The 24,592-nt window shown below is 44.6% G+C and carries 25 protein-coding genes; 14 read left to right on the forward strand and 11 right to left on the reverse strand.

Going from position 1 to position 24,592, the window contains the following annotated elements:
- The first annotated feature begins 9 nt into the window (after positions 1-9).
- From ACPD8L_RS01985 to ACPD8L_RS02010, 6 genes are all read left to right on the forward strand, one after another.
- Positions 10-828 carry a hypothetical protein gene (locus ACPD8L_RS01985; RefSeq protein WP_129655988.1) on the forward strand — a complete coding sequence of 273 codons (819 nt, stop codon included), beginning with the start codon at positions 10-12 and terminating at the stop codon, positions 826-828.
- 37 nt (positions 829-865) lie between these two features.
- On the forward strand, positions 866-1,480 hold the full coding sequence (locus tag ACPD8L_RS01990) for a conjugal transfer protein TraK (RefSeq protein WP_129655989.1): 615 nt from the start codon (positions 866-868) through the stop codon (positions 1,478-1,480).
- A 12-nt stretch (positions 1,481-1,492) separates the two neighbouring features.
- Positions 1,493-2,374, forward strand: a complete 882-nt coding sequence (gene traM / locus ACPD8L_RS01995) for a conjugative transposon protein TraM (RefSeq protein WP_129655990.1) — start codon at positions 1,493-1,495, stop codon at positions 2,372-2,374.
- A gap of 11 nt (positions 2,375-2,385) precedes the next feature.
- Positions 2,386-3,171, forward strand: a complete 786-nt coding sequence (locus ACPD8L_RS02000) for a DUF4138 domain-containing protein (protein WP_423941604.1) — start codon at positions 2,386-2,388, stop codon at positions 3,169-3,171.
- 117 nt (positions 3,172-3,288) lie between these two features.
- A complete protein-coding gene (parS, locus tag ACPD8L_RS02005) occupies positions 3,289-3,915 on the forward strand; it encodes a type II RES/Xre toxin-antitoxin system antitoxin (protein WP_423941605.1) in 627 nt (208 codons plus the stop codon).
- Entirely contained in the window at positions 3,912-4,388 is a 477-nt protein-coding gene (locus tag ACPD8L_RS02010; protein ID WP_129655993.1) for an RES family NAD+ phosphorylase, read from the forward strand. The genes parS and ACPD8L_RS02010 overlap by 4 nt, the downstream gene beginning before the upstream one ends.
- Before the next feature lie 210 nt (positions 4,389-4,598).
- Here ACPD8L_RS02010 and ACPD8L_RS02015 read toward each other — a convergent pair whose 3' ends face one another.
- The 9 genes from ACPD8L_RS02015 to ACPD8L_RS02055 form a co-directional block, all read right to left on the reverse strand.
- Positions 4,599-5,255, reverse strand: coding sequence for a hypothetical protein (locus ACPD8L_RS02015; RefSeq protein ID WP_129655994.1), 657 nt, complete (start codon positions 5,253-5,255; stop codon positions 4,599-4,601).
- A 96-nt stretch (positions 5,256-5,351) separates the two neighbouring features.
- Positions 5,352-6,164 (reverse strand): hypothetical protein, encoded by an 813-nt coding sequence (locus ACPD8L_RS02020; protein WP_423941606.1) that lies wholly within the window; start codon positions 6,162-6,164, stop codon positions 5,352-5,354.
- 157 nt (positions 6,165-6,321) lie between these two features.
- Complete coding sequence (locus ACPD8L_RS02025; protein WP_423941607.1) at positions 6,322-6,777, reverse strand: hypothetical protein; 456 nt, start codon at positions 6,775-6,777, stop codon at positions 6,322-6,324.
- Positions 6,778-7,028: 251 nt separating this feature from the next.
- A complete protein-coding gene (locus tag ACPD8L_RS02030; protein ID WP_481129034.1) occupies positions 7,029-8,657 on the reverse strand; it encodes a type IV secretory system conjugative DNA transfer family protein in 1,629 nt (542 codons plus the stop codon).
- Positions 8,658-8,661: 4 nt separating this feature from the next.
- Positions 8,662-9,687 carry a MobB family relaxase gene (mobB, locus tag ACPD8L_RS02035; RefSeq protein WP_423941609.1) on the reverse strand — a complete coding sequence of 342 codons (1,026 nt, stop codon included), beginning with the start codon at positions 9,685-9,687 and terminating at the stop codon, positions 8,662-8,664.
- 1 nt (position 9,688) lies between these two features.
- The gene (locus ACPD8L_RS02040) at positions 9,689-10,243 is read right to left on the reverse strand and encodes a BfmA/BtgA family mobilization protein (RefSeq protein WP_423941611.1); all 555 of its coding nucleotides are present in this window, start codon (positions 10,241-10,243) and stop codon (positions 9,689-9,691) included.
- Positions 10,244-10,618: 375 nt separating this feature from the next.
- Complete coding sequence (locus ACPD8L_RS02045) at positions 10,619-11,068, reverse strand: JAB domain-containing protein (protein WP_423941613.1); 450 nt, start codon at positions 11,066-11,068, stop codon at positions 10,619-10,621.
- An 83-nt stretch (positions 11,069-11,151) separates the two neighbouring features.
- A complete protein-coding gene (locus tag ACPD8L_RS02050; RefSeq protein WP_423941615.1) occupies positions 11,152-11,532 on the reverse strand; it encodes a DUF6876 family protein in 381 nt (126 codons plus the stop codon).
- A gap of 61 nt (positions 11,533-11,593) precedes the next feature.
- Positions 11,594-12,016 carry a single-stranded DNA-binding protein gene (locus ACPD8L_RS02055; RefSeq protein ID WP_423941616.1) on the reverse strand — a complete coding sequence of 141 codons (423 nt, stop codon included), beginning with the start codon at positions 12,014-12,016 and terminating at the stop codon, positions 11,594-11,596.
- Positions 12,017-12,570: 554 nt separating this feature from the next.
- On the opposite strand from ACPD8L_RS02055, the gene ACPD8L_RS02060 reads away from it, so the two are divergent.
- Genes ACPD8L_RS02060 through ACPD8L_RS02080 form a run of 5 tightly spaced genes read left to right on the forward strand, consistent with a single transcriptional unit; the run spans position 12,571 to position 17,297 of the window.
- Positions 12,571-13,464 (forward strand): hypothetical protein, encoded by an 894-nt coding sequence (locus ACPD8L_RS02060; RefSeq protein WP_129656001.1) that lies wholly within the window; start codon positions 12,571-12,573, stop codon positions 13,462-13,464.
- Between the two features lie 4 nt (positions 13,465-13,468).
- A complete protein-coding gene (locus tag ACPD8L_RS02065; protein WP_129656002.1) occupies positions 13,469-14,635 on the forward strand; it encodes a putative phage abortive infection protein in 1,167 nt (388 codons plus the stop codon).
- Positions 14,636-14,673: 38 nt separating this feature from the next.
- The gene (locus tag ACPD8L_RS02070; protein ID WP_129656003.1) at positions 14,674-15,366 is read left to right on the forward strand and encodes a hypothetical protein; all 693 of its coding nucleotides are present in this window, start codon (positions 14,674-14,676) and stop codon (positions 15,364-15,366) included.
- 3 nt (positions 15,367-15,369) lie between these two features.
- Positions 15,370-16,296 (forward strand): hypothetical protein, encoded by a 927-nt coding sequence (locus ACPD8L_RS02075; RefSeq protein ID WP_129656004.1) that lies wholly within the window; start codon positions 15,370-15,372, stop codon positions 16,294-16,296.
- A 32-nt stretch (positions 16,297-16,328) separates the two neighbouring features.
- Entirely contained in the window at positions 16,329-17,297 is a 969-nt protein-coding gene (locus ACPD8L_RS02080; RefSeq protein WP_423941618.1) for an AlbA family DNA-binding domain-containing protein, read from the forward strand.
- On the opposite strand, the gene ACPD8L_RS02085 is transcribed toward ACPD8L_RS02080, so the two are convergent.
- Positions 17,260-17,547 carry a hypothetical protein gene (locus ACPD8L_RS02085; protein WP_423941620.1) on the reverse strand — a complete coding sequence of 96 codons (288 nt, stop codon included), beginning with the start codon at positions 17,545-17,547 and terminating at the stop codon, positions 17,260-17,262. The genes ACPD8L_RS02080 and ACPD8L_RS02085 overlap by 38 nt on opposite strands.
- Positions 17,548-17,728: 181 nt before the next feature.
- Complete coding sequence (locus ACPD8L_RS02090; RefSeq protein ID WP_423941622.1) at positions 17,729-18,331, reverse strand: RNA polymerase sigma factor; 603 nt, start codon at positions 18,329-18,331, stop codon at positions 17,729-17,731.
- A gap of 121 nt (positions 18,332-18,452) precedes the next feature.
- Here ACPD8L_RS02090 and ACPD8L_RS02095 point away from each other — a divergent pair, with 121 nt between their 5' ends.
- From ACPD8L_RS02095 to ACPD8L_RS02105, 3 genes are all read left to right on the forward strand, one after another.
- Positions 18,453-19,613 carry a FecR family protein gene (locus ACPD8L_RS02095; protein ID WP_423941624.1) on the forward strand — a complete coding sequence of 387 codons (1,161 nt, stop codon included), beginning with the start codon at positions 18,453-18,455 and terminating at the stop codon, positions 19,611-19,613.
- A gap of 186 nt (positions 19,614-19,799) precedes the next feature.
- Positions 19,800-23,066: a SusC/RagA family TonB-linked outer membrane protein gene (locus tag ACPD8L_RS02100; RefSeq protein WP_423941625.1), complete on the forward strand. Its 3,267-nt coding sequence runs from the start codon at positions 19,800-19,802 to the stop codon at positions 23,064-23,066.
- Between the two features lie 10 nt (positions 23,067-23,076).
- Complete coding sequence (locus tag ACPD8L_RS02105; RefSeq protein ID WP_129656009.1) at positions 23,077-24,516, forward strand: RagB/SusD family nutrient uptake outer membrane protein; 1,440 nt, start codon at positions 23,077-23,079, stop codon at positions 24,514-24,516.
- Positions 24,517-24,592: the final 76 nt, after the last annotated feature.

The raw sequence follows: 24,592 nt of genomic DNA on the forward strand, positions 1-24,592 counted from the left end.
AGGTACGTTATGGGACTCGAATATGTGGACGCGGTCTTCCAGACCATTAAGGACAGCAGTTTTGCCACCTACACCATCGGGGGCATGAAGGCCTTGGCCGTGCTGTTCTTTCTGGTCAACATCCTTAAAAAGTATTATGAGGGCGGAGCCTCCCGGACTGGCTTGACCTGGGGATTGACACCCACCGACCTGATCAAGAACTTTGCCGTGGTGCTGGTGGTGCTTTTCTCCACGGAAGTGTTGGCTACTTTTGACAGTGTTTTGGTGGCCATAGAGGGCCAGTACCGCGAAACGGCCCCCAATCTTTTGCCCCTGGGACTTCAGGAAGTGCCGATAGAGGAGGAGTCCGGCCTATTTGATGCCGCGACCAAGGCCATGGCCCTGCTGTACGAATGGCTGGCCACTCCGTTTTTGGGTCTCCGCACCCTGGCCTGGGCCGGGGCACTGATGCTTTGGGTCCTGGACCTGTTCATCTATCCCCTTTTCTTGGCCGAACGCTATTTTATCCTAGGGGTCATGCAGGCATTTTTTCCACTGGTCATCAGCATGGCGGTATTCGAAAAGTTCAGGGAGATGGGCTATCGTTTTTTTCGGCTTTATGCAGCAGTGTATATGATCGTTCCCGCTTTCTTTTTGGTCAATGTGTTCATCAATGCCCTGTACCAAGAGGTGACGGTCAACTTTTGGCCCAACCTCTTTGGAACGGGGTACGGGAGCGAACTTTTCGCCCCCTTGATCGAACTGGCTGGAATTGGGTTCATCGTGCTGTTGAAGTTCAAACTGTACAAACGGGCGACCTCGTTTACCTTCCGCTTGTTCACCAACTAGAAAGGATCAAAGCTCATTATCAAAGACTAAAGCGCATATGAAAAACACCTATAAAAACATAACCGAAATTTTACGGCTGAACCGATTTATCGTATTGGCCACCGTCGTCCTTTGCCTATTGAGCAGTGGGCTTTCCCTGGGACTGTTCTACCACAATCAGGAGAAATTCCTGAACTCTGCCTTTGTGGTGAGTACAGATGGCACTGTTATTCCCTTGGAACTGGTTGACCAACAGGAAAACCGTGAAGTAGAGGCCTTGGCCCATATTGACCGCTTCCATCGGCTATTTTATGGGATTGATGGTACCAACTATAGAACCCGCTTGGAAAAGGCCCTTTGGCTGGCGGACGCATCCGTGGATGCCATTTATCGGCAAAAACGATCGGATGGGGTCTATAACCGATTGTTGCAGTTTTCGCTTCGGCAGGAAGTGGTCACATTGGACATTGAACTGGACCTCGACCAAGAGCCCTATGGATTTCGGGCAAGGACGGTACTTGAGGTTAACCGGGGGACTGTCACCGACCGCTACCGACTGGATACTTCAGGAGAGCTGGTCCTGGTGGACAGGAACTTTCCGAACAATCCCCACGGGCTGTTGATCACCCATTTTTTCGAGGATGCCTTGCGCAAACTGGAACCACAACCGTAAACCCACACTATCATGAAACTGGAAAAAAACAAAATTATATTTATTGGATTGATAGTCTGTATTACCGCTTTTATCGTGCTATATGCCGTTTCCATGGAGCAAAACAAGGAGGGTCCAGAACTGAAGCAGCCCAACGTCCCTGAACTCAAGGATCAACCTGAGGAGTACGGCTCCAAACTGGAGGCGGTGGATGATATCAAGGAGGAGCGGCATATCACAAAGCCCAGCCTATACGGGGAGGGCCATCTAGATTCCCTATGGGAAGAGAAGGAGCGACAGCGTATCGTGGATAGCATCTACCGTGTTGGTCGGATTGACTATGGGGAGGGTACATATCGAAAATCCAAAAAGATTCCATTGGAAAATGAAGCTGCATTCCACACCAAACCCAATCCATTTCCAAAACAGGAAACCGAACCTATCGATCTCTCCAAAGCCCATCGGGACTTCTTTGGCCATAACATAACACATACCAATGCCAAACCACCCATGGCAGTGGCGATGGTCAATGGGGAGCAGACGGTCCGCTCCAAAAACCGCCTGGAACTGCGGTTGAAGGAGGCGGTGGAACTCAACGGGAGCTATTTCAGCCGGAACACCCTATTCTATGGCTTTGTCAGTTTTCGGGCCAATAGGGTCTTTGTGACCATTGATCATATCGGTTCCAATCCCGTAAGCCTAATGGCCTATGACCTTTTGGACGGCGGTGAGGGCATCTATGTGGAGAACAGTTATCGGGAAGAGGCCACGAGGGAAGTGCTGGACGATGCCGTCCAAGATGTGAACCTGCCCGGAATGCCCCAGCTAAATGGGATCAAACAGGTGTTCCGGCGTTCCAACCGCACGGTCCAAGTGACCATCCATGACCAATACCAATTGATACTCAAACCATAACATTCCATCCTATGAAACCATTCCATCTATTCATTTTCAGTCTTTTGATCTATGTGACAACGTATGCCCAAGTGGACACACTCTATGTCAACGACACCCATAATCTAGCCCTGATCTTTCCCGAACCCATTGCACGGGCGGTTACGGGACATCCCAACTATTCCTTTGACTATGATACCACTGCGCCTGGAAGGCTGGGACTGTTGCAGGGACATCGCGGTATGGACAGCAATCTGTTGGTTTTGACCGATGATGGATTGGCCTATTCCTTTGCCTTGGCATATCGAAAAAAGCTACAGGAAGGCCATCGGTTCGTGAAGGTGGGGGAAAGTATCGGCACTATCGCACCTGAGAAACCTATGGATTCTTTGGTCCAAAATCCCGTGCCCTCTTTGGGGTCGGATACCCTCAAGTACCAAAAGGCCAGCATGTATTTTTTGGAAAAGGCCCAAACGGTACTGCGTTCCAAACGGAAGGGTGGGATTATCCTTCGGCTTCGGGACGTGGCCTATTACGGCAGGGAAACCTATCTCGTTCTGGAGATCGAGAACCGGTCCGCTATCGACTTTGAGCTTGATTTTGTACAGCTCTTCAAGGCACACGGGAACCCGCGAAAAAAGTCCTCTTACCAGAAACTGCCTTTGGAACCCGTTTACAAACATCGTATGCCCACTATCGTCAAAATAGGACAAAAACAACGCTTTGTGTATGTGGTGCCCAAGTTCACCTTGGGGGACCGGGAAAAACTGCTGGTGGAGCTTCGGGAAAAGCATGGGAGCCGTCGTGTGACCATGTAGCAAAAGTGGACGAGCCATCACCCCATCCCAAAACTTTGTGCAAAGTTTTGGACATTTGTCGAAATAATTAAGACATTTTGTATATTTACGGTAAATTACGTCATTGAATGATATCCCATGGAGAAAAAAACCACTACAAAACAGGGGAAGAGCGCGGACAAGGGTTCCGATTCCCCAAGCCCAAGAACTGGCTCAAGATCTAGAAAAGCCCCAAAAGCCAGACATCGGGGCACTAAGGCCGCTGCGCTCAAAAGTGCTAATTTGGAAGCTTTGGAAAAACCACAGGATGCAAGATATGGGCTTCTTATTGCACAGCCGCAGCTTGAGGCCTTACACGGTGATTTTGCCACCTTTGACTGGAACGATGACTATAGGGGCCATGCGCTGGTCCGTGTCATACGCCATGGTATCGACTATGGTGTTTTTGAAAAGATGGCAGAACCAATGCCCTTTGAACAGGAGGCGTGGGCCACGATTCTTAATACCACCACCAGAACCTTGGACCGTTACAAGAAAGAGCACAGGTCGTTTAAATCACAGCAAACTGAACGCATCATTGAAATAAAGCAACTTTATCAAAAGGGAGTTGATGTATTCGGGGACAAAGATAATTTTGACGCATGGTTGGAAACCGAAAACTTATCTCTTGGTCGCATTAGACCGGTTTCCTTATTGGATACCTCGGTGGGCATCCATATGGTCAAGGATGAACTGGGCAGGATAGAACACGGTATCTTGGCATGATCGTTTACCGTCTGGGAAAACAAAGATTCATTGAAGACCTATCCGGGTCAGGTGCCTACATGAATGGTGGCAGGTGGAACAACAAGGGTGTTTACATGCTCTATACTTCTGAATCCAAAGCTTTGGCAATGTCCGAACTTTCGGTACATCTACCCTTGGGAATAGTGCCAAAGGATTACAGTTTCGTCAAAATGGAGATTCCCGACGATAAGATATTGGAGCTTGACATGAAGCTTTTGGACCCTATCGACTGGAAGACCCTGCCCCATGGTCCTGAAACCCAGGCAATCGGTGATCAGTTCATTCTCGATAATACCCATTTGGCACTTAAAGTACCTTCAGTTGTAGTGGAAGGTGATTTCAATTATGTGCTCAACCCGCATTTTCCAGATTATAACAGGCTGGTGACCATTATTGACAAAGGGCCTTTTCCATTCGATCAAAGGATTTTCGTAAGACCCAATACGAATTGAATCATTTTCCCTTTCAATCGTCGCCACTGCCCCACCTCAAACAGAAACAAAATAATGGTAGTCCACGGGGAAATTGGGTTTGGTTCCACTCTCAATGATATATACACCTTTCCATGGCATTGTATCTTAGTGTTGGGGTTGTTGTCAATCCATTTTAATAATGGTTGTTGTTTTTGAATTTTAGGGAAAATACAGAATACCGTCCATTAATTAGGGATCATATATCAAAAATACTCCAGAGGCACCGGTTAATATTGCCGAGGTAACGGGCATTGTAAAGCCGGCCAATACGCTTCCCCCAACGGCAATCCATTTGCCAAACGCCCGTATATTATCATTGGGACTGAGATCACCTTGTGGTTTTTTTATGGTTTTACGGACAAAGGTCTCAAAAGCCCTCTTAGAAACATGGATTGCTGTTCCCCCTGCCTCAACAATTTTGTCCAGTGCAGCACGGAATTTACAGACAAGCCATGAATTTGTGGTCAAAAACTCCCATTCCTCAAATAAAATCTCTGCAATCCAATCATCCTCTGTCTGGTTCAGGAGGTTTGTGAAAATTTCATTTTCGTTAAAGTTTTCACTTGAATATCTAACAATGTTCTCTGAATATTCTTTTGAAAATAAGAACGTTCGGATGCCATTGATGTCAATCAAGTTTTCATCAATTTCAAAATGAAAGGAGAGACTGGATAGGGCAATTTCACCAAATTCACTGTTATTGTTGAAGGCCTCCCCGAACATCCTGACAAAGGTATCCGAAACTACAATCTGTCCCAGGGCACCTGCCTGGGCCAATCCGATCATTTGGTTTAAGCTATCTCGATGCAACAGCATTGAGACATCGACCATGACTCTATCTTCCATATTATGTATATTTTAAATTCTTCCCATGTCAAATGGACTTCATAAAAACGGTTACATTTCCTTGGATATATGTTCCCCTGACCAAATCATAAGTATTTATTCCAATTTCATTTCAGACCTGTCCTTTATTTCCGTGGCAATATCTGGCCGCTTTTTGTATATGGTTTCTTTAAAGATTTCCTGAATAAAGGGAGCTACCCAGTATTGGGACCCTTCCTCTGGGGTCATTCCGACATCCAAGTAATCCATATAGTCACTTGACATGAAATAATGGTCATTCAAATAAAAGAGGTATGCGAAATGTTGGATGAAAAGCGATTCCATGTCAAAGGAAATAGTCTCCAAATATTTAATCCTATGGGGATTGTGTACCAAGGGATCGTTCAGGACCATGTTGTGAAAGAAATTGTAATGGGTATGGTCATTACATCTGTTCCTGATCTTTTTGTACCGATTGTCCTTATGCAGCAATCCGGTTATGGATTTTACCTTATCGGATTCCCTGATATAATTGGAGATTATTCGGAAATCAGGAATGGTTTCCTCCCCTTTTCTCCAATTGTCAATTTGTTCAACGATGAAGTTTTGGATGCTGAAATGGTCCTGGAGATATAGGTTTGAATATATGTTGATGATAGTGGAATCGTAATACTTGCGAATCAAGGCATATGCATCATTGATCCTTCCTTTTTGCAAAAGTTCACCAATGGAATTCACGGTTCCCTTAATGGAGGAAAGTGCATAGGTATCCAGGTTGAGGAAAGCTTTGATTCCTTGGGGCATCCAATTCATAATGGAAAAGGACAATGAATCGTAGAAATTGGAATAATTCTGCAACTCACCATGCACTTTATGGGAAGTGTATTTCGTGCCCAATCTGTCCTCTATGGTCATTTTTGGAAAACTCATGCTCAAAACGGTTAACACCAGATGGATGATAGTGGTCCTACGTGGTATTCAAGATCAATTAATTTCTGGGGGAAGACTCAACATCCTAAAGATAATGGATTATTTGATCCAAATGTAGGAATATACAACCTAAATTGATATGGACTCCGGTTCCTTCTTACTTGAGACGATTCAGGTCAATATCCAACTGCTCGGCAACTTTTGGAAATATTTCATTTTCGAACTTCATCAGCTCTTGGAATATTTCATGATACTTTTCACCGTTCATCTTCACTTTCATAAAGGTCTGGTCTTCATCGAAAGGATGCTTGGTCAGTATTTCAACTTTTTCTTGCAAATCCCGTCTAGATTTCGAAGGTTGGTAGAATATTATTTCTGACTTTAAGCTATATCTGGCATGGGCGAAAAAGTCCCTTAAATGTTGTAATTGGTTCAGGTCATTGCCATAGGTTTCGGCTATTTCAGGAAAAGTTTGAACAAAGGCTCTCTTTACTTGCCCAAAACTTTTCTGCCAATATTCAATGCGCTTCTCGCCATAATCAGTATTGGCCTTTTTCTCCTGAAAATCCCTTAGCATTTCCGGGTTTTGTTTCAGTATGATTAGATTGGACATAACATTTTGAACCCAAACCATTAAAACAAGCAAATGTCCAGCCATTCCAAGATGTTTCTGTTCGTCATCCATTTTCTTGATTTTTATTCATTGGATTCTAGCCCTATTCCAGTCCAGGAATACCATCCCATTCAAAATTTCGTTTGGTCACCACAAGATAACAATGTTTCATTGATGTCAAACAAATGCTTCTGCACACACCCAACATCGAACCATATTTTCCATAAGGATCAAGTTGGGATAAAGATTTTCTAATCTTTTGCGATTTTAAATAGGGCCTGGGCCTCCGCATGGATCTTTTGGAAGTTATGGGCGATCTTTTCACTGTTCCCAGGGTATTTGGGTACTGGTAGTACCCGTTCCCATTGGGGGATGGGGAATCGGACCCGTTGGTCCTGTCCATCCGAGAAGGCAATGAACTCGCCTTGGCGCAACCGAAAAAAGACATCGGAACGGACCTTACTGACCTCCCGTTCCCCTTTGGTCACCCGGGTATCGGGGTCAAAGGGATCCTGTTTTCGTGTCACGGACCGAAAGGGCCGCTTGATCCGTTCAAAGAACTGCTCATAATAAAGTGCAGTACTGGGGTCGTTGACCTTCCCAAAGAATTGGTAAGAGAGGTTGGAAAGAATGGCGCGACTGGCCTTTTCCCCGTACATCATATCGTTCTGGGCCTTGTCCTGCATCACATAGACCGTGGTGATGTCATAACTGCGGAGGGTGGCGGGTATCCGGTGCATATTGAGCAACCGAATGGTAGGGGCCTCTTCCATGAGCATAAATGCATGGCGTTGTCCCCTGATGCTCATCTGTTTGGTGATGGTGTGGAGAATGGTGGCGATGATGGGCGAAAATGCGGTCTCATACTTGGGATGGTTGACAATGGCGACAATGGAGGGATGTTCGGGATTGTTGACATCCAGATCGATCTCGTCGGCGGACAATGCCATGAAGATTCTCCGGGTACTGATCTTTTTCAGGGCATTGGCCAAGGTAGACAGTACCCCTGCGGTCTGTCGTTCCGATTCCTTTCCCGCAATGAAGGCATCCGCCATGGCCTTGGCGGTGAGGTCCTCACTGAGCCAATTGATCAGTTGCCAGGGGTTGAGGTATTGGTAGATGGCAATAAGATGGGGAAGGGTACAATACTGGGGGTGATGGGTCCTGAGCATCCAGATCATTCCCCCAAGCAGCCCTTCAACCGCATCGTTGAAGAACTTGGAAGATCCATGGGCGATGGATTCCCGTTGTTCGAGCAGGTTTTCCAAAAGGACCCGGGAGACCTCGTTCACGCTTTCCTCATCGGGCAGGTAGCGGGGGGCGATGGGGTTGACCCGTTTATGGATGGTATCGAAGGATACGATATGGAAGGGGATATCCTTGTTATGGAAAAGGGGATAGGCCAGTTCGGTGATCTCAAAGTGCTTGTAATCGTGGATGACCCCACAGAATTTGTGTTTCTGGAAATGGTGCAACAGGGCATGCACCACGGATTCCGTCTTTCCGCTTCCGGCCGACCCAATGATGGACACCCCACGTCTAATGTTCCTGAGGGTCAGGGAGCCGTTGCGCAGGGCCAACCTCACCTTGTATTTGGGATCGATGGGATCATGTTCCTCCCGTAGGGACAGGCCCAATACCACTACAGCATTGATGAACTGGGCCGGTAATACGGCATATAACCAAAGTGGTGCCGATCGGGGCCAGCCCAATTGTGCCGATAAAGTGGCTCCTTCCCCCAGGAAAAGAACGGTCAACGCCCAAAAGGCCCAACGGTGGAAATACTGAAAGCCAAAGATGAGCACTGTAATTAAAGGGTAAAGGACCCACCAGTGGTCGGTCATGAAGGTATCCATTTGGGAAAGGGTATCCGTTGGCATGGGGTCAGATTTCAATGGAACTGGATTTCTTGGCCTGGGCCAGGGATTTTTGCAACTGTACAATGGTCTTCCGGGCCATGGCCGCCTTGCTGGTCGGAATCTTCGGGATGGGCACTTTCACCCCGGTCTTGGCTAACAATTTGAGGGCCAGGGAGCGTTGACCCGTGGGTAGGCCCACCAAGTTGGCAAAATAGCGTTTAGGATCCTTATCCAGGGTCTTTCGGGCGTTATAGGATTCCACATAGTTCCGGTCGTACTTAAAGAGCCGGTCAAAGGTCTTTTCCGCTTTTTCAAAGAACTCGTCCCTACGGAATCCCCTTTTTACCTTTTGGCCATTGAGTGTAGCTTCGGATTCCCGATAGCTGCTCCCCGGCGATAGGCTGAGTCTGTTGGTCACATCCTTACGGCTCATCACGATATGCACGTGCATCTGGGAGCCTGGTTTTTGCATCCCCTCTTCAATGGGCTTCCCATTTTGTTGGTGTGGCATCTGTCTGTATAAGCGGTCGATGTCCCGTTGGATTTGTTTGGGATTGCCATGGATCTCCCCCCGGTCCACCTTGGCCAGGTCATTATGGAGTTTGGCGATTTGGCCCCGATAGGGACGGTTTTCCCGGATCTCGCGATCTCGTCCAGAGTAGGTCCGTTCATGTTCTATCTTGGCAAAGTACTTGAGCTGGTCCACTTGGACAGGCTGTTTTCGGTAAAAAGCTGAGGCATAGTCCTTCATCACCTCGCGAACATACTGTTTGAGTTTGGCGGGATTGTTCTGGATGGCGGCCAGTTCCCGTTTACTGGGGTTGATGGTCAGGGAATAGAACTTGGGTTCGTGCTGCTTGAGACGGTCGGTGTTGGCATCGATTTCCTTGACCACGGTCGCCGGGGCAATCCGGTCCTGCTGTTGATCAAAGAAGGGTTCCCTCTGCTCATGGGGTACGCCCTGGTTCTCTTTCTCTAGATATTCCACAAAGTCCCCGGAACTTTGTGAAAAGGTCTGGCCCATATGTTGTCGTGTGATGGTGATGTACATATTATTGGGTTTTAAATTGTTGTTTGAGGTTTTCAAATTCCTTCGGGGTCATCTCCACCTGTAGACGGTTGGGTCCCAAGGTGGTCCGTACCGATTTGATCCGGTGGAACAGCAGCTCATTGAAGGCCGTCTTGGTGCAATCCAGTTCCTCCTCCAGATTGATGCGCCGCTCACGTTCCTGAAGGAGTTCGAAGGTCATGTCCAATTTGATTTTTTCTGGTTCGGGCATGGACAATTTCCCCTTTTCTTCCAATTCATCCTGGTTGGGCCGGAGCTCAAAGAGCATTTCCATCATGGCCTTGGTGGGAAGGATGCCATCCCTTTCAATGCTCCTGACAATGGAGATCAGGGCATTGATCCGCTTTTTGGTCCCATCCTCCCTCACCCCAAGATCATCGTTGGGGGAGAGTTGGTTCCATTTGAAAAAGTTGAGCATGGCCTCCAGGGTCTCCGTATGGGTAGGGGATACTTCACGGGAAAATTCCCGAAAGCGGTCGGCCACCTCTTTTTTGATACTTATGGCACTGAAGCGGTATTTTTGATGTGCATCCCCCATAGGTTACTGTAAATTTTACTGTGTTTTCTGGGGCTTGGAGCGTTTTTACTGTAAAGCTCATTGAATGTTTTGGATTTATACAACTTTTAATCCATTGAATTTCAAAGGATTGAATCAATAAAATCAATGCAACATGGCGCAGCCGTGTTGCCCTCTTGCTATTCCTTTTTATGCGGCGCATAAAAATCCACAGCCTCGTACCTGAAGGTACACGCATTGCTTTTTGGCAAGGACCAAAAGGAATTTTTTAAGAAAATTCCAACCTCACTTTTTTGGAATTTCCAGTGATTTTGGAAAACCGCTATATTTTTTTCAAAGGGCAAAAAAAAAGCGAACCATAAAAATGGCCCGCTGTCCTTTGCGTTTTGGGATGGCTTACAACAGGCCATCATCCGCAAAGCTGAAGTAGCCACCCTCGGGCACGATGATAAGATGGTCGAGCACCTTGATGTCGAACAGTTCGGCAGCCTTTCGGATTTTTTCCGTCAACTGTCTGTCCTGTTGGCTTGGTTTCAAATTGCCCGATGGGTGGTTGTGAGCCAAAATGATGCCCACCGACAGGGTCTTGAGCACCACGGCAAAAAGGATGCGCAGATCTACCAAGGTTCCCGTAATGCCCCCATCGGAGACTTGGAAAGTACCCTTGACCCGGTTGGAATTGTTGAGCAAAAGCACCTTAAAGGTCTCCTTTACCGCAATGGTATCCCGGTTCCAATTGTCATGCAACACCTTGGCCGCTTCATGGGAAGAGGTCACCCTAGGGGAGTGGATTGCTCCCAATTTCTCGCAATAGCTGATTTTTATTTCATTAACTTTAGCTGTCATTTTTCTAGGTATTTAAAAAGTGTTTGGAAAAATGGGCAGCGGGGATGTTCTGGGGGTATAACAGGGCATCCCCTCGACCATTACTAATACTCGGAGGGCAATAGCAGGGTGTTGTCCACAAAAAAGAGCCGCAGCTCGTCCAAGGGAAAATCCGTGATGTGGTATTGCTGCTCGGTAAAAACGGTACCGCTCCCATCGCTGTAGGCAATGACGGCATCAAAGCCGATCTTTTCCCGTTCCGCTTCGGAATAGCGTTTAAAGTCCACGGTGATAAAAGTGCTCTTGTCCATCAAACTCTTGCCCATGACCGATGCATCCGTAAGCAGCCAATACGCATTGGCGGTTTGGGCAAGGTACTGGACGCCCTCGGTATATAGGGTACGGCAAATCGGCAGGCTATAGATGCACTGCGAACCGTGGAAATGGCTCAACTGTTCCTTAAAATCTTGGATGGATATTTCCATGGGATATAGATTAGGATTAATAAGAAAGTAGGGATGCCCAAAACGGGCACCCCTTTTTGACCTAGGCAGCCTTTTCATTGGCCTTCCTTTTAGGGGTCTCCGTTTTTTTGGCGGCATTGTTCTTGCTGCCGTTGCCAGGCTCAGTCTCGGTCTTCGCCCCCAAGAGTAACACTTCATCGGCCACGATCTCGGTCACATACCGTTGGTTGCCATCATCTGCAGTAAAGGAACGGGTCTTGATCTTGCCCCTGATCCCTACCTCACTGCCCTTGGAAGTGTACTTTTCCAGGATTTCGGCAGTTTTGCCCCAGGCCACGATCTGGTGCCAATCGGTTGATTGGACTTTCTCCCCCTTACCATTTTTGTAATACTTATTGGTGGCCAAGGGGAACCGTGCCACTTTTCGACCACTTTCAAGGCTGGTCACTTTAGGGGCATCCCCCACATTTCCGACTAATTGTACATGATTTCTAAAATTGCTCATGATTAAAGGATTTATGCCCAAAAAGGGCGGTTAGAAAAAAATTGAACTCAACCTCAATGGGAAACCCCGACCCATCCCAAAAACCCACTGGAAAAAGGCCGAAGGCTCCTGATTTACTTATGGTATCTCGAGCGTCTTCCTTTTTTTGATTTTTTTGAACTGCTTCCGATATATGGGATGTGTACGATTTCATGGGTTCCAGTTTTTGATTTACTTCCAGTAGCGCCGTCGCTGTCCCCTTTTTTTGATGCTGATTAGAGTACAACATCGCTAATTGTGCAAGCCATATAAAAAAGAGCCCCAACGGAAGTGGGGTTCTGGCTTTATGCTGGCTACAAGGAGGGATGTTGTTGTTTTGCCTACAAAAAAAGAGGAGGGTCAGCGCGGCTTGAGAGAAGGGGCAAAAAGGAATCCTGTGAAGCCCATATCCCATGGAAGCAGCACAAAATGGAGAAAGGAAACTACAACGGTAGTAGTACCTATTAATTTGTTCGATTGACCTGCATGGTCATTCTAAGGATATTTGGTAATTTTTTTTGTTAAAATTTCAATCTATGTTGAGTTCGGAACATTTCTACAATTATTTCCAGTTGAACCACTTTGACTATAAACAGGAATCCAACCGGTATTTGTTGGAAATGGACGAAGAGACTTTTCCCCGGACCTTCAAGGGAATCATCAATGGCAATAGGAAGGATTACGACAGGACCATCAGGATGGATATCCGATTTACCTTTCTTTTGTCGGTTGAGGCACTTTTCGAATTCATCTTTGCCCTTTTACCCGAAAAAGATGGCACAATGAACGACAAGAGGATATTACAAAGACTTGCCCAGAGAAAGCACAACAATGAAGAAATCAGAAAATTTGCCAAGGGAGAGAAGAACATCTTGGATGAAACCTTCAGCAAAATTCTATTCTTCACTATGGAGCAGGAAGAAAGGCAAATGCCCTTTATACAACACTTGTTCTATGCCGGTGTGGAACAGGATAAAGTCAAACATGATATTAGTAAATGCGTGGATGTGATATATCGTTCCTTAAAGGTATTGGCGAGCGAGCTGGCCAACCGCACAGAATTGAACAGTTACAAACATGGATTGAAGGCCATCCCATTTTTTAAAACCATTGAGGTCTTTGATCCAGAGACTGAAGAACGGCTTATGGAATATGATATGGAGAATACCCTGACCAATTATGTCTGGGATGCCAAAAATAAAGTTTCCCGTTTTGAGACCCAGGCCTTGGATTATGAGCGGGACATCCTGTTGACCCATTGGACTTCCAATCTGATTGCCAATATGGTCCAAAGCAGAAAGTCCATGTTTGATAGCGGCAAGGGTAAATCAGCGCATATCATGTTCTTTAGCGAAAAAGAATGGGAGAGAATAAAAAAGGCGAACGTCAAGGCACAGCGGTTTACAATGAAATTTGAACATGATTCATAATAGTATGGCTCAGGATAAACAAACCAACGATGCCGGGACCAAGCAGTTCAAATTGGGAAAGATTTCCAAGGTTTTGATGTTGCTGGCCGCCCTACTCCTGATATTTTCCTTCTTCGCACCATGGCTCCTCACACGATTCTCCTATATTGACATGTCACCGTATGGAACCGTTGGGGATACCATTGGGGGAATCATGAACCCTTTTATTGCCGCGGCCGGGGTTATATCAACTTTCTTGGCATTCTATATGCAGGTCAGAGCCAATAAACTCCAGCGCGAACTGTTCGAGGAACAGATTGTTGAGGAACGGGACCGGTTCCAAAAGGAACTGAAGGAACAACAAAAACAGTTTAAACAAACTGCTTTTGAACAAAGGTTCTATGAGATGCTGCGTTTGCACAAGGAGAACATAGATGAAATGTTATTCGTGGTACGGCCCATAGCCAAAGAGCCCAGGGAAGTATATGGGCGAAAGGTTTTTGTGGAATTTTTAAAGGAGGTAGAGGCAATTTATGCCATTGTCAAACACTATTTCCCACTGGAGGAAAAGGAATTCCATATTGATTTGGCCTACAGTTATTTTTTCCAGGGAATAGGAGAACAGGATGTAGCCTATGCAAAGAAACCGTCCAAAGACCCACATTCAAAGGCCATTAAAGGGATTATCCAGGTCAATGCGGTTCACAAAAACGGAGGGGGAATTTCTTCAGGGCTAAATGGGATCGCCCACCATACGGGAGACCGGATAAAGAAGTTCCCTGACTGTTGGATGGCCTATGGCCATGGCAGTCAATTGGGCCATTACTACCGGCACCTATACCAAACGGTCAAATTTGTTGCCAAACAGCCTGAGGATTTTATCACCTATGAGGAAAAAAGGAGTTATCTCAGGACCTTGCGGGCACAGCTTTCCAATCAGGAGCAGGCTCTTTTATTCTATAACTTTAAATCGAAATTTGGCAGAAAGTGGAACGACCCAAGAAATAAATTCCTTACGGATTACCGTATGATCCACAACTTGGACAATGGGCTGTTGTTGCATGATTTTGATTTGGTGGAAGAGTTTGGATTGGATGACAATCCAACCTATAGAAAGGAGAAAGGAAGGAATGATGATTACCTTTTCGAATTTCAGGAATATAGGAAAAAGACAATGGAAAAAAGAGAGTGATTGTTTGACGGTAGAAATGAAAACAAAACAACAATACTATGGGAAGAGATTTTAAGATCGGGGATTCATTATTATGGACTTTCCAGACCGATTCTGTCATGCTGGATTTTAAGTTTGATCCAGTAATCTCATTCTTGGATGGTGCCTCGGGGATGATCGCTGAAAAGGAAAAGGAGATCAGTAGGAAGTTTGAAGAGTGGAACGAGAAGCAAAAGCAGGATTCAGATTTGCCCGATGCGTATGACGTGTATGAAAATGAGGTCTTGGAACACTCCAAATTCCCAGAACTGCTCAACAATTCAGTGTATTTGGTGCTCTACGCCATGTTTGAATCCCACTACCTTGAACTCTGTCAGATGACGGGAAGTCTCCATAAAAGTAGGATGAAGGTCCGAGATCTTTCCGGCAACAGTTATATAGACCAGTGCAGGCGCTATTTGATAAAGGTTATCGGGTTGGACATGGACGAAACCATGGAAGATTGGAACGAAATACTTAAACATCAACGTTTGCGGAATGCAATCACCCACAAAAGTGGTAAGATAACTGAAATGAAGAGTGATTTGCGGAGTTTTATTGATAATAGGAACGGGGTCACCTATTACCCGGAACGAAAACTCGTCCAAATTGAATCCACTGAATTTTTAAAGGGCTTTATCGGGGTAATCAAGAGTTATTTCAATAAGGTCAATATACAGATCGTACGACATTATAGTCAAACCTCACGATAATCCATGGAGTCTGAATTTTATGATATCAATGATAGGAACCAAGATTACCAAGAAATAAATCTCTTGGTTGGGAGAATGATTCATGGATTAAAGGCTATGGCAATGATATATCATGATTATTCAGATGATATCAACTCTTTTGAAAGAATACATGAGCTCAAGGACAATTTAGCATATCGGTTAAAATCGGCTCAACACTTATATCTGCTGCTCTTGAACGAATATGAATTGAAAGAGCGGGAACTAACGAAGATTTTAGAGAATGACCCAAGATTGTTTCAGGTTAATTGGGGAGGTAAAAATCCAGTAGCCGGGAAAATTGAGGAGGAGCTTGCGGCCATTTTCGATAGTTTGGTTTATCACCTAAACACCTCTTTTGATTATCTGGCACATATCACCAGCTATATATGTTTGAAAAAAATAAAAAAAACGGTGTACTGGTCTGGCCTAAGAAATTATGCGAAGGCAAAGGGAAATGAAATATCCACTTTATGGATCAAAGAAACCATAGTACGAGTTAATGATGATTTTGTTTCTAAACTAGATGATTATAGGTCCCGATTAATCCATACAAAACGGGATGTTCATCCTCTAATGGCATTTAAATCGAACGAAACCAAAGTAACACAACTTTACCTTTCCGCTTCTGATACGTCAAAAAGATTTTTTAAAAAGAGCTTGGCAAATTATGACAAGGATAAGGGAATTTCCTTATCCTTTCTCGCATCTACTTTGATTCGGGATACCTTGGACAAAATAGAGTTGATGTTAGATGCCTTGGTCTATGAAATCAATGTAGCTTCAAATTTTCCAAATAATTGGGATGAATCCAAAAAAGGTTTGATGTTGATAAGACGTGATCCAAAGACGAAAAAAGGTAAATTAGTTAGTGATATTGAATGGGATAAGTTTAAACATAAGACGGATTAGAAATGCAATGGGACTTGAATAAAATCAATAGTTTGATTTCTAATAAGATTGAGGAAAACCTAAATCTTGACTATAAGGCATCGGCATCTCTTGGAAAACAGGACAAAAAGGTGAATGAAATTTCCAAAGATGTATCGGCATTTGCTAATTCAGATGGTGGAACCATAATCTATGGGGTATCGGAAGATCCTGAAAAGCGACATTTGCCCCAAGGAATCGATCCCATTGACAGAAATTTGGTTTCAAAGGAATGGTTAGAGCAAATCATCCAGGGAAATATTAGACCAAGAATAGATGGAATCAAAATCCATCCAGTCACGGTGAATGAGCAAAAAGGTCATGTAATCTATGTGGTGGATATTCCAAAGAGCAACACTGCACACCAAGCTAAGGATAAGAAATACTATAAGAGATACAATTTTAATTCGGAGGCTATGCTTGATTATGAGATCAGGGACGTTCTTAACCGTACCAAAGACCCCATAATAGACCTTGAGTTTGAAATACTTTCCAAAACGGTAGAGGTAAAAGCATCACCATCCTATCTTGAAAACCCAATTCTTAGCCTGGGTTCCTTAGGAGGGACCGAACCAGAAAAAAAGGTTAAAACGTATTTGACGCTTAGAGTTTGGGCCGTGAACACGGGCAGGGTACTTGCCCAGTATTTGAATGCGGATATTGGGATACCCTATGAATACCTTGCCAAAAACGAGGAGAATAAAGAAGGCATGGCGACCTTTTTTATGGACAATACCGTACGTGAGGTTGTGGACGTACAATTTTTCCCTTCCATGACCGGTAGTGATGCTGTCGAAAAGTTGGGCCCTTCGAGGTATGACCCCATATTGCCGAAAAGATTTCTGTTGCTTAAGAAAATAGGGCTCAATCCGTCAGTTTTGACCTCAGAGGAAGTGTTGCAATGGATAGTATACTGTGACAATGCCGAGCCGAGGGAAGGTGAGATTAAATGGAAGGAAATAAAAGTGTTTGAGAATGATTGAGAGAAATGGTTGACAATGATAAGGTATAGACTATGGCCAGTTCATTGATTTGGTCGAATGCAGCATTCTCAAAGTTCTTCAAATAGATTTCCATGGTAGTGATGGAATTGTATCCCAAGCCCTCACTTACAGGGGCCATTGAGGCACTAAGGTCTTTTTCAATGGTGGTCCATGCAAGTCTAATGGTATAGGTGATCCGTTTTTTCTCTATTTCTGTATCGTAGGCAATAATTTTCAGGCCCTTGTTCATGTTGTCATGTGGAGGGCATATAGTTTTAGTGTTTGACGGAACTTCCAGTATGACCTATTTGTATACTGAAAAATCCGCACCTTTTGCCCTTCAAACGGTATTGAAAGAAATTTGACAACGGAGCAGATAGGAGGACAGGCAACGGTTCTCTTGTCTTGTCCCGGTAATAGAGGATAAGTGATCAAGAGTTGCCCTGTTCCACATATAATTGATGCAATGCCCCCATAAGTAAAAAAAGGATCATCGTATCATCACCATCAAAGGCTTCCCTGATCTTGTTATAGGCAATTCGAACCTGCGCCTCGACCGTGCGGACTGAGATTCCCAAATAATCTGAGGCCTCTTGCTGGCTCAGCCCCTCTAATTTGGTCATGCGAAGGATCTGTTGGCAACGTTCGGGCAAAGTCCCAATGATCTTTCTAAGTTTGATGATCTGTTGTTGGGCATATTCTTCACCTTCTCTTTCATCATGGACAGCATCAAAGGTCAATTCTGCATAGAGGTTGGCCCTAGTCAGGGTACTCCTGTAGTGGTCTATGAATTGGTTCTTTGCCGTGGTGAACAACAACTGTTTAAACCCAAATGGCTGTAGGGATTTTCGTCTTTTCCAAATCGAGACAAAACTCATTTGGACAATATCCTCGGCCAGATCCCGGTCATGGGTCAGGGTAAGGACATAGCCCAACAGCGCCTTGTGGTATGTATCGAAAAACAATTTAAAAGCCTGATTATCACCGTTAATGATCGCCTTCGCCAATTCATTGTCATTTTCGAATGTCTTCATTTTAGGGGAATTGAGTGATGGGACATAACAGACCAACGCCGGGTAAATGTAGAAAAAAGTTAAGAAATGATTAAGTATCTTTTAAGTGACATCCGTTTAACCCATAAACAACACATACCCAATGACCGAAAAAGAAGAACAGCTGATCCATAGGTTCCTTGACCGAAAACTGACAGAGGACGAATGGGACATGTTATTGACATGGTTGCAGAAACCGGCCAATAAAAAAACCTTCAACACCTATGTCAAAGCTGATTATTATCTGAGACTATCAGATTCAGATGCGAATATGGAACGTCTCTATGAACAGGTACTAAAATCGGCCAATGAAAATGGCAGGACCACAGGAGCAAGGAAATTCCAGCTCGGTCGAAAATGGATAGCCGCAGCTTCCATTGTCCTTTTGTTGGGTATGGGCCTTGGCTGGTATTTTTATGATATGACCAGTGAAAACAAGCCCACCCAGATTGTGGAAACCTCCATCGAACAAGGAACCGATGGGGCCATCCTGACCTTGGAAGATGGCACTGAAGTGGTGTTGCAAAAAGGGAACAACTATCAAAACAACTATGTGACCAGTAATGGGGAACAAGTGGTCTATGATAGGGAGAAGGCCAAGGAGAGCCATCGGTACAATACCATTTCCGTCAACCGAGGGAAACAATTTGCCGTTACGCTGGCCGATGGTACCAAGGTCTGGCTGAATTCAGGCTCGAAGCTTACATATCCTGTGCATTTCAATCCAGGGGAAACCAGAGTTGTCGAGCTCTTATACGGGGAGGCCTATTTTGATGTCACTCCCGCCACGGAGCATGGAGGTGATGCCTTTGAAGTGGAACACGGACAACAAAATGTCCGCGTTCTCGGAACAGAGTTCAATATCAAAGCATACCCAGAAGAAAAACAGGTGTACACGACCTTAGTGGAAGGGAAGGTGGAAATAGGTTTTGGCACTTTAAAAGCCATTTTGGTGCCAAACGATCAATCCGTTGCCAATCTTGAAAACGGTACCCTTGAGGTCCAACAATTGGATGTAAAGGCCGAAACCGCATGGCGCGAGGGACTCTTCATGTTCAAGAGCAAACCTTTGGGCGAGATTGCCGTTACCCTCTCCCGATGGTATGATATCGATATAGAGATTACCGAACAATCCATGAAAGATGTCGAATTCAAGGGCACACTGAGCAAGGACCAACCCTTGGAAGAAATATTGGAACTTATCAAGAACACTAAATTCATCAACGCTTATGACATAGAAGAGAACAAAGTGGTCATCCGCTAGAACCGTCCATTAAGTGGACCACTATAAAAAAAGAGAGGGACAGGATTACCAACATCTCACCGACGATAATCCTTCCCCCTGGACAAATAACTAATGACTCATTAATTAAATGCAATCAAATTTATGAAAAACCAAACAAATTGGGCTTCTCCAAAATCCCTTGGAAACAAGCTCTTGTTATTGACTATGAAAGGCTACCTTCTCTTTTTTTGTACTTTGGCCATGGGAATGAACACGGACAAGGTGTTATCCCAGCAAATGGTAGTCATTGCAACCGACCAAGTGCTGACCGTGGATGAGGTCTTTGACCTTATCATGGAACAGACGGACTACAATTTCATCTACCAAGTGGATCTCTTCAAAGGGAAGCCAAAGGTCGAGTTAAAGAAGGGAAAGATAAAAGTGGACAAGCTTTTGCAATTGAGCTTGGCCGATTCTCCCGTAATTCTCGACCTGACCGATTCCAATACCATATTCATCAAACCCGAATCCATGTCCATGGACCAAAGACAACAGGATTTTGTGGTAACAGGCAAGGTGACAAACCTGGACGGGGTTCCTTTGCCAGGGGTCACTGTGCGGATAAAAAACATGAACCGTGGTGTGGCTACCGACTTCAATGGTGATTTTAAAATTATGGTGCCCGATGAATCCAGTGTTCTGGTATTCACCAGTGTCGGTTACCGCAGCCAAGAGATTTCCGTAGGCAAGCTGCGTACGGTCAATATAAGTCTGGAGGAAAGCGTCAGCGAACTGGACGAAGTGGTGTTGAACGCGGGCTATTACAAAACCTCCCAAAGAAAGGCCACTGGAAATATTGCTAGAATAGATAAGAAAACCATTGAAAACCAACCTGTCAATAATCCTTTAGGGGCCCTTCAAGGCTATGTGTCGGGAGTTGACATAAGACAGACCACAGGAGTTCCTGGCGGCGGTTTTGAAATCGAGATCAGGGGCAGAAATTTTATAAACGGGGGTACAAATCCTTTGTTCATTGTCGATGGCGTCCCTTTTAGCTCAGAGTCGTTGGAAGCAACCCGGGTAGGTTCACAGATTAATCAAGCGAACGTAAGTCCGCTGAATGCGCTCAATCCACAAGACATTGAAAGTATTGAAATTCTTAAAGAAGCAGATGCCACGGCCATTTATGGATCTAGAGGTGCTAATGGGGTGGTATTGATTACTACAAGGAAGGGAAAAGCTGGGAAAACCCAATTCACGGCAAACTTAAGCACCTCCCTGGGAAAGGTGAGCCAGTTCAGAAATTTAATGACCACGGATCAATTTTTGGAAGTTAGGAGGGAAGGGGCTGTACAGGATGGCTATGGCTCATTTTTAGAGGATCCCGCTTTCGATTTTTTCTGGCCTGATATTACGGTGTGGGGACAAGATCGATATACAGATTGGCAAAAAGAACTCATTGGGGGTACAGCCTTCAGAAACAACGTACAGCTTTCTATATCTGGCGGTAGTGATCAAACCCAATTTTTGATCAGTGGGGCACATCAAAAACAGACCACCGTTTTTCCGGGAGACTCCAATTATAAAAAGACAACCGTGCACAGTAATGTCAACCACCAATCGAAAGATGGCCGTTTTAGTTTGAATTTTTCAACCAATTATGCGATAGAGAACAATGATTTACTTCGTCAAGACCCAACAAGCCTAGCCTATTCCTTGCCACCGAACGCGCCTGCGGTATATGATGAAGAAGGTAATATTAATTGGGAAAACAATACGTTCCGGGACAATCCGATGGCCCAAATGCTAAGGGACTATCAAGTACAAACAAAAACACTCATTGCAAATCTGGGAGTATCATATCGCTTATTGTCAAGTTTGGAATTTAAGACAAACTTAGGGTATAACAACAGCGAATATGGTTCCTTCAATACTTTTCCACATGATTCCAGAAGTCCCGGTGACGGATACACATCAAGGACCGGTTCAATCATTGACCTGAATACTTCAGCTCGTGATTCTTGGATCGTTGAACCACAAATAAACTGGATGCAGGAATGGAACGGCCTAAAACTGGATGTGTTGGTGGGATCCACCTTTCAACAAGAGACCACGGAACAATTTGTGCAGCGGGGTAGAGGTTTTGCCAGCAACCAACTCATCCAAAATATCGCTGCTGCAGAAACTGTTGAAATAGTGGATGATATCGATAGTGAATACAACTATCAAGCCTTTTTTGGTCGACTGAACCTAAATTGGAAAGACAGGTATATAGTTAACCTTACCGGTAGAAGGGATGGTTCCTCGCGGTTTGGGCCGGGAAAACAGTTCGGTAATTTTGGAGCTGTCGGGGCGGCTTGGATTTTTTCCAATGAAAACTTTCTTAAAGACAATCCAACGTTCAATTTCGGTAAGATAAGGGCGAGTTATGGCACTACCGGGAGCGATAATATAGGAAATTATAAATTTTTGGATACTTATACCACGTCCAATGAGCAGTATAATGGCATCAACATAATGGAGCCCTCTGGAATTTTCAATCCTATCTTGGCTTGGGAAGAGAACAAAAAACTTGAGTTTGGTCTTGAGCTTGGATTTTTTAAAGACCGGTTAGTATTGAATACTTCTTGGTATCGAAACCGCTCATCCAACCAGTTGATAGGAATTCCTTTGGCGGCCACAACTGGTTTTGGGAGTTTAGAAGGGAATTTTGATGCTGTTGTTCAAAATACCGGTTTTGAATTAGATCTTAATACGGTTAATGTCCAAGGTAAGGGGTTTCGATGGACCACAAGCTTCAATATCACAGTTCCAAAAAATGAACTGTTGAAGTTCGATGACATTGAAAATTCCACATTTGCCAATAGATATGAAGTCGGAAAATCCTTGAACATTCGTTATTTATTCCGCTCCCTTGGCGTAAATCCGGAAACCGGTTTATATGAGTTCGAGGATTTCAATAACGACGGTCTCACCGATAGGACAAATGATAGACAGGTCACAAGGGATTTTACGCCCGATCTTTATGGTGGTTTGGGCAATACATTAAGGTATAAGAATCTATCCTTGGATTTTTTCTTTCAATTCAAAAAACAATTGGGGTACAACTATTATCGGGATCAGAATTTACCCGGATACCCTAGGAATCTACCCGTGGATTTTTATGACCGTTGGCAGGAACCTGGAGATATTGCTCCCTATCCACGTGCAACGGCTGGATTGGACTTTAGCGGTGATCTACCCTATGTTGGCGGATACCAAGCTACGAGTGATGCAGCCGTTACGGATGCTTCATTTATTCGATTGCGCAACGTTTTGCTGACCTATAGAATACCAAAGGGTTTTAGCCTAGGGTTGGATGCAAGCGTCTATTTACAAGGCCAGAACTTATTGACCATCACAGGGTATAGATTTGGCGACCCAGAACAGACAAGTTTTAATTATTTACCGCCACTACGTCAATTCACGTTGGGATTGAACCTAAACTTTTAAATTATTGATTATGAAGACTAAGGAAATCAACATAAAGAAATCAATTTTACAGCGTGAGCACTTGAAAAAATGTGTTCATAGCATAAAATACAAAGTCCTTTTACTAGCAATACTCGGGATTAATGCCTGTACGGATTTTGTTGAAATCGACCCTCCAAAAAATACCTTGGTAGCAGAAACGGTTTTTGAGGATTCAGAGACCGTAGAATCCGCATTGGCCAATGTGTATGTTAAAATGCGGGATGACGGTATGGTATCGGGTAATTTTGGCTTGGGTTTATTAATGGGTTCCTATAGCGATGAATTAGATTATTATAACTCTTTTGTCGAATATTCGAGGATATATAATCATGGCGTCATAAATAGCAGTTCAACTGCTTTGGAATGGTGGACCCATGCCTATAATATCATCTATGCGGTCAATGATATCATCATTGGTCTTGATCAAACACAAAGCTTAAGCACTGCTGAAATAAATGAATATAAAGGGCAGGCGCTCTTTGTTCGTGCTTTTATACATAGTCTATTGGTGGGCATGTACGGTGATGTCCCTTATATTACTACAACCGATTATTTGAAAAACAATACTGTAGGCCGCATGTCGGAAGCTGAGGTGTATGCACACGTTATTGATGATCTTATCGATGCTATTGATCTCTTGGGTGAGGACTATGTGGTGAGCGAACGTGTGATTCCCAATAGATGGGTTGCCAAAGCACTGTTGGCGCGGATTTATCTGTATACGGAAAACTGGGGGTTGGCCGAGACAACGGCATCTCAAGTATTGGATGGGTTTGAACTGGAACCAGATGTGGCCAATGTCTTTTTGAAGGAATCCTCCGAGGCCATATGGCAGTTCAAGCCTGATGATTATCCGGACAACAATGCAAATGAAGCCTCTTGGCTGATAATTCGGATGATACCAGGAAATTACTATGCGGTCACTGATGAACTCTTGTCGTCGTTTGAGGAAGGAGATCAACGGTTGGAGCATTGGATCAGTAGTTTTACAAGCGAATCTGACGAAGAAATTACATTGTATTATGCCCATAAGTACAAGGAAGCTTTCTACACCACAGAATTATCTCTGGAGTATACCATAGTATTCAGATTGGCGGAACAATATTTGATTCGTGCCGAGGCTAGGGCACAATTGGAAAATATTTCGGGTGCACAGCAAGACTTAAATGTCATTAGGAATAGGGCAGGCCTGGCCAATACAACAGCGGCCGGCAAAGCCGATCTATTGGATGCGATCTTACAGGAACGTCGTGTTGAACTGTTCACTGAACAAGGGCACCGTTGGTTCGATCTTAAACGAATGGGGAAGGCCAGTGAAGTCTTGGCCCCAATAAAAACCAACTGGAAGGATACGGATGTACTGTTTCCGATTCCTCTCAATGAAATCGAGTTGAACCCGAACCTTGAACCCCAGAACCCGGGGTATTGATCCTTTAAGCATACTGGAATATTCATTCTGCCGGTCTCTTTGATACGAGTGCCGGCAGATAGAACAGTGTCCAAAA

Origin of the sequence: Flagellimonas algicida, assembly GCF_049629585.1 — a bacterium.
Lineage (GTDB): Bacteria > Bacteroidota > Bacteroidia > Flavobacteriales > Flavobacteriaceae > Flagellimonas.

Excerpts from the sequence above, each read along its gene's own strand:
- ACPD8L_RS01985 (WP_129655988.1), top strand. The coding sequence starts at position 10 with ATGGGACTCGAATATGTGGACGCGGTCTTCCAGACCATTAAGGACAGC.
- ACPD8L_RS01990 (WP_129655989.1), top strand. The coding sequence starts at position 866 with ATGAAAAACACCTATAAAAACATAACCGAAATTTTACGGCTGAACCGA.
- traM (WP_129655990.1), top strand. The coding sequence starts at position 1,493 with ATGAAACTGGAAAAAAACAAAATTATATTTATTGGATTGATAGTCTGT.
- ACPD8L_RS02000 (WP_423941604.1), top strand. The coding sequence starts at position 2,386 with ATGAAACCATTCCATCTATTCATTTTCAGTCTTTTGATCTATGTGACA.
- parS (WP_423941605.1), top strand. The coding sequence starts at position 3,289 with ATGGAGAAAAAAACCACTACAAAACAGGGGAAGAGCGCGGACAAGGGT.
- ACPD8L_RS02010 (WP_129655993.1), top strand. The coding sequence starts at position 3,912 with ATGATCGTTTACCGTCTGGGAAAACAAAGATTCATTGAAGACCTATCC.
- ACPD8L_RS02015 (WP_129655994.1), bottom strand. The coding sequence starts at position 5,255 with ATGGAAGATAGAGTCATGGTCGATGTCTCAATGCTGTTGCATCGAGAT.
- ACPD8L_RS02020 (WP_423941606.1), bottom strand. The coding sequence starts at position 6,164 with ATGAGTTTTCCAAAAATGACCATAGAGGACAGATTGGGCACGAAATAC.
- ACPD8L_RS02025 (WP_423941607.1), bottom strand. The coding sequence starts at position 6,777 with ATGTCCAATCTAATCATACTGAAACAAAACCCGGAAATGCTAAGGGAT.
- ACPD8L_RS02030 (WP_481129034.1), bottom strand. The coding sequence starts at position 8,657 with ATGCCAACGGATACCCTTTCCCAAATGGATACCTTCATGACCGACCAC.
- mobB (WP_423941609.1), bottom strand. The coding sequence starts at position 9,687 with ATGTACATCACCATCACACGACAACATATGGGCCAGACCTTTTCACAA.
- ACPD8L_RS02040 (WP_423941611.1), bottom strand. The coding sequence starts at position 10,243 with ATGGGGGATGCACATCAAAAATACCGCTTCAGTGCCATAAGTATCAAA.
- ACPD8L_RS02045 (WP_423941613.1), bottom strand. The coding sequence starts at position 11,068 with ATGACAGCTAAAGTTAATGAAATAAAAATCAGCTATTGCGAGAAATTG.
- ACPD8L_RS02050 (WP_423941615.1), bottom strand. The coding sequence starts at position 11,532 with ATGGAAATATCCATCCAAGATTTTAAGGAACAGTTGAGCCATTTCCAC.
- ACPD8L_RS02055 (WP_423941616.1), bottom strand. The coding sequence starts at position 12,016 with ATGAGCAATTTTAGAAATCATGTACAATTAGTCGGAAATGTGGGGGAT.
- ACPD8L_RS02060 (WP_129656001.1), top strand. The coding sequence starts at position 12,571 with ATGTTGAGTTCGGAACATTTCTACAATTATTTCCAGTTGAACCACTTT.
- ACPD8L_RS02065 (WP_129656002.1), top strand. The coding sequence starts at position 13,469 with ATGGCTCAGGATAAACAAACCAACGATGCCGGGACCAAGCAGTTCAAA.
- ACPD8L_RS02070 (WP_129656003.1), top strand. The coding sequence starts at position 14,674 with ATGGGAAGAGATTTTAAGATCGGGGATTCATTATTATGGACTTTCCAG.
- ACPD8L_RS02075 (WP_129656004.1), top strand. The coding sequence starts at position 15,370 with ATGGAGTCTGAATTTTATGATATCAATGATAGGAACCAAGATTACCAA.
- ACPD8L_RS02085 (WP_423941620.1), bottom strand. The coding sequence starts at position 17,547 with ATGAACAAGGGCCTGAAAATTATTGCCTACGATACAGAAATAGAGAAA.
- ACPD8L_RS02090 (WP_423941622.1), bottom strand. The coding sequence starts at position 18,331 with ATGAAGACATTCGAAAATGACAATGAATTGGCGAAGGCGATCATTAAC.
- ACPD8L_RS02095 (WP_423941624.1), top strand. The coding sequence starts at position 18,453 with ATGACCGAAAAAGAAGAACAGCTGATCCATAGGTTCCTTGACCGAAAA.
- ACPD8L_RS02100 (WP_423941625.1), top strand. The coding sequence starts at position 19,800 with ATGAAAGGCTACCTTCTCTTTTTTTGTACTTTGGCCATGGGAATGAAC.
- ACPD8L_RS02105 (WP_129656009.1), top strand. The coding sequence starts at position 23,077 with ATGAAGACTAAGGAAATCAACATAAAGAAATCAATTTTACAGCGTGAG.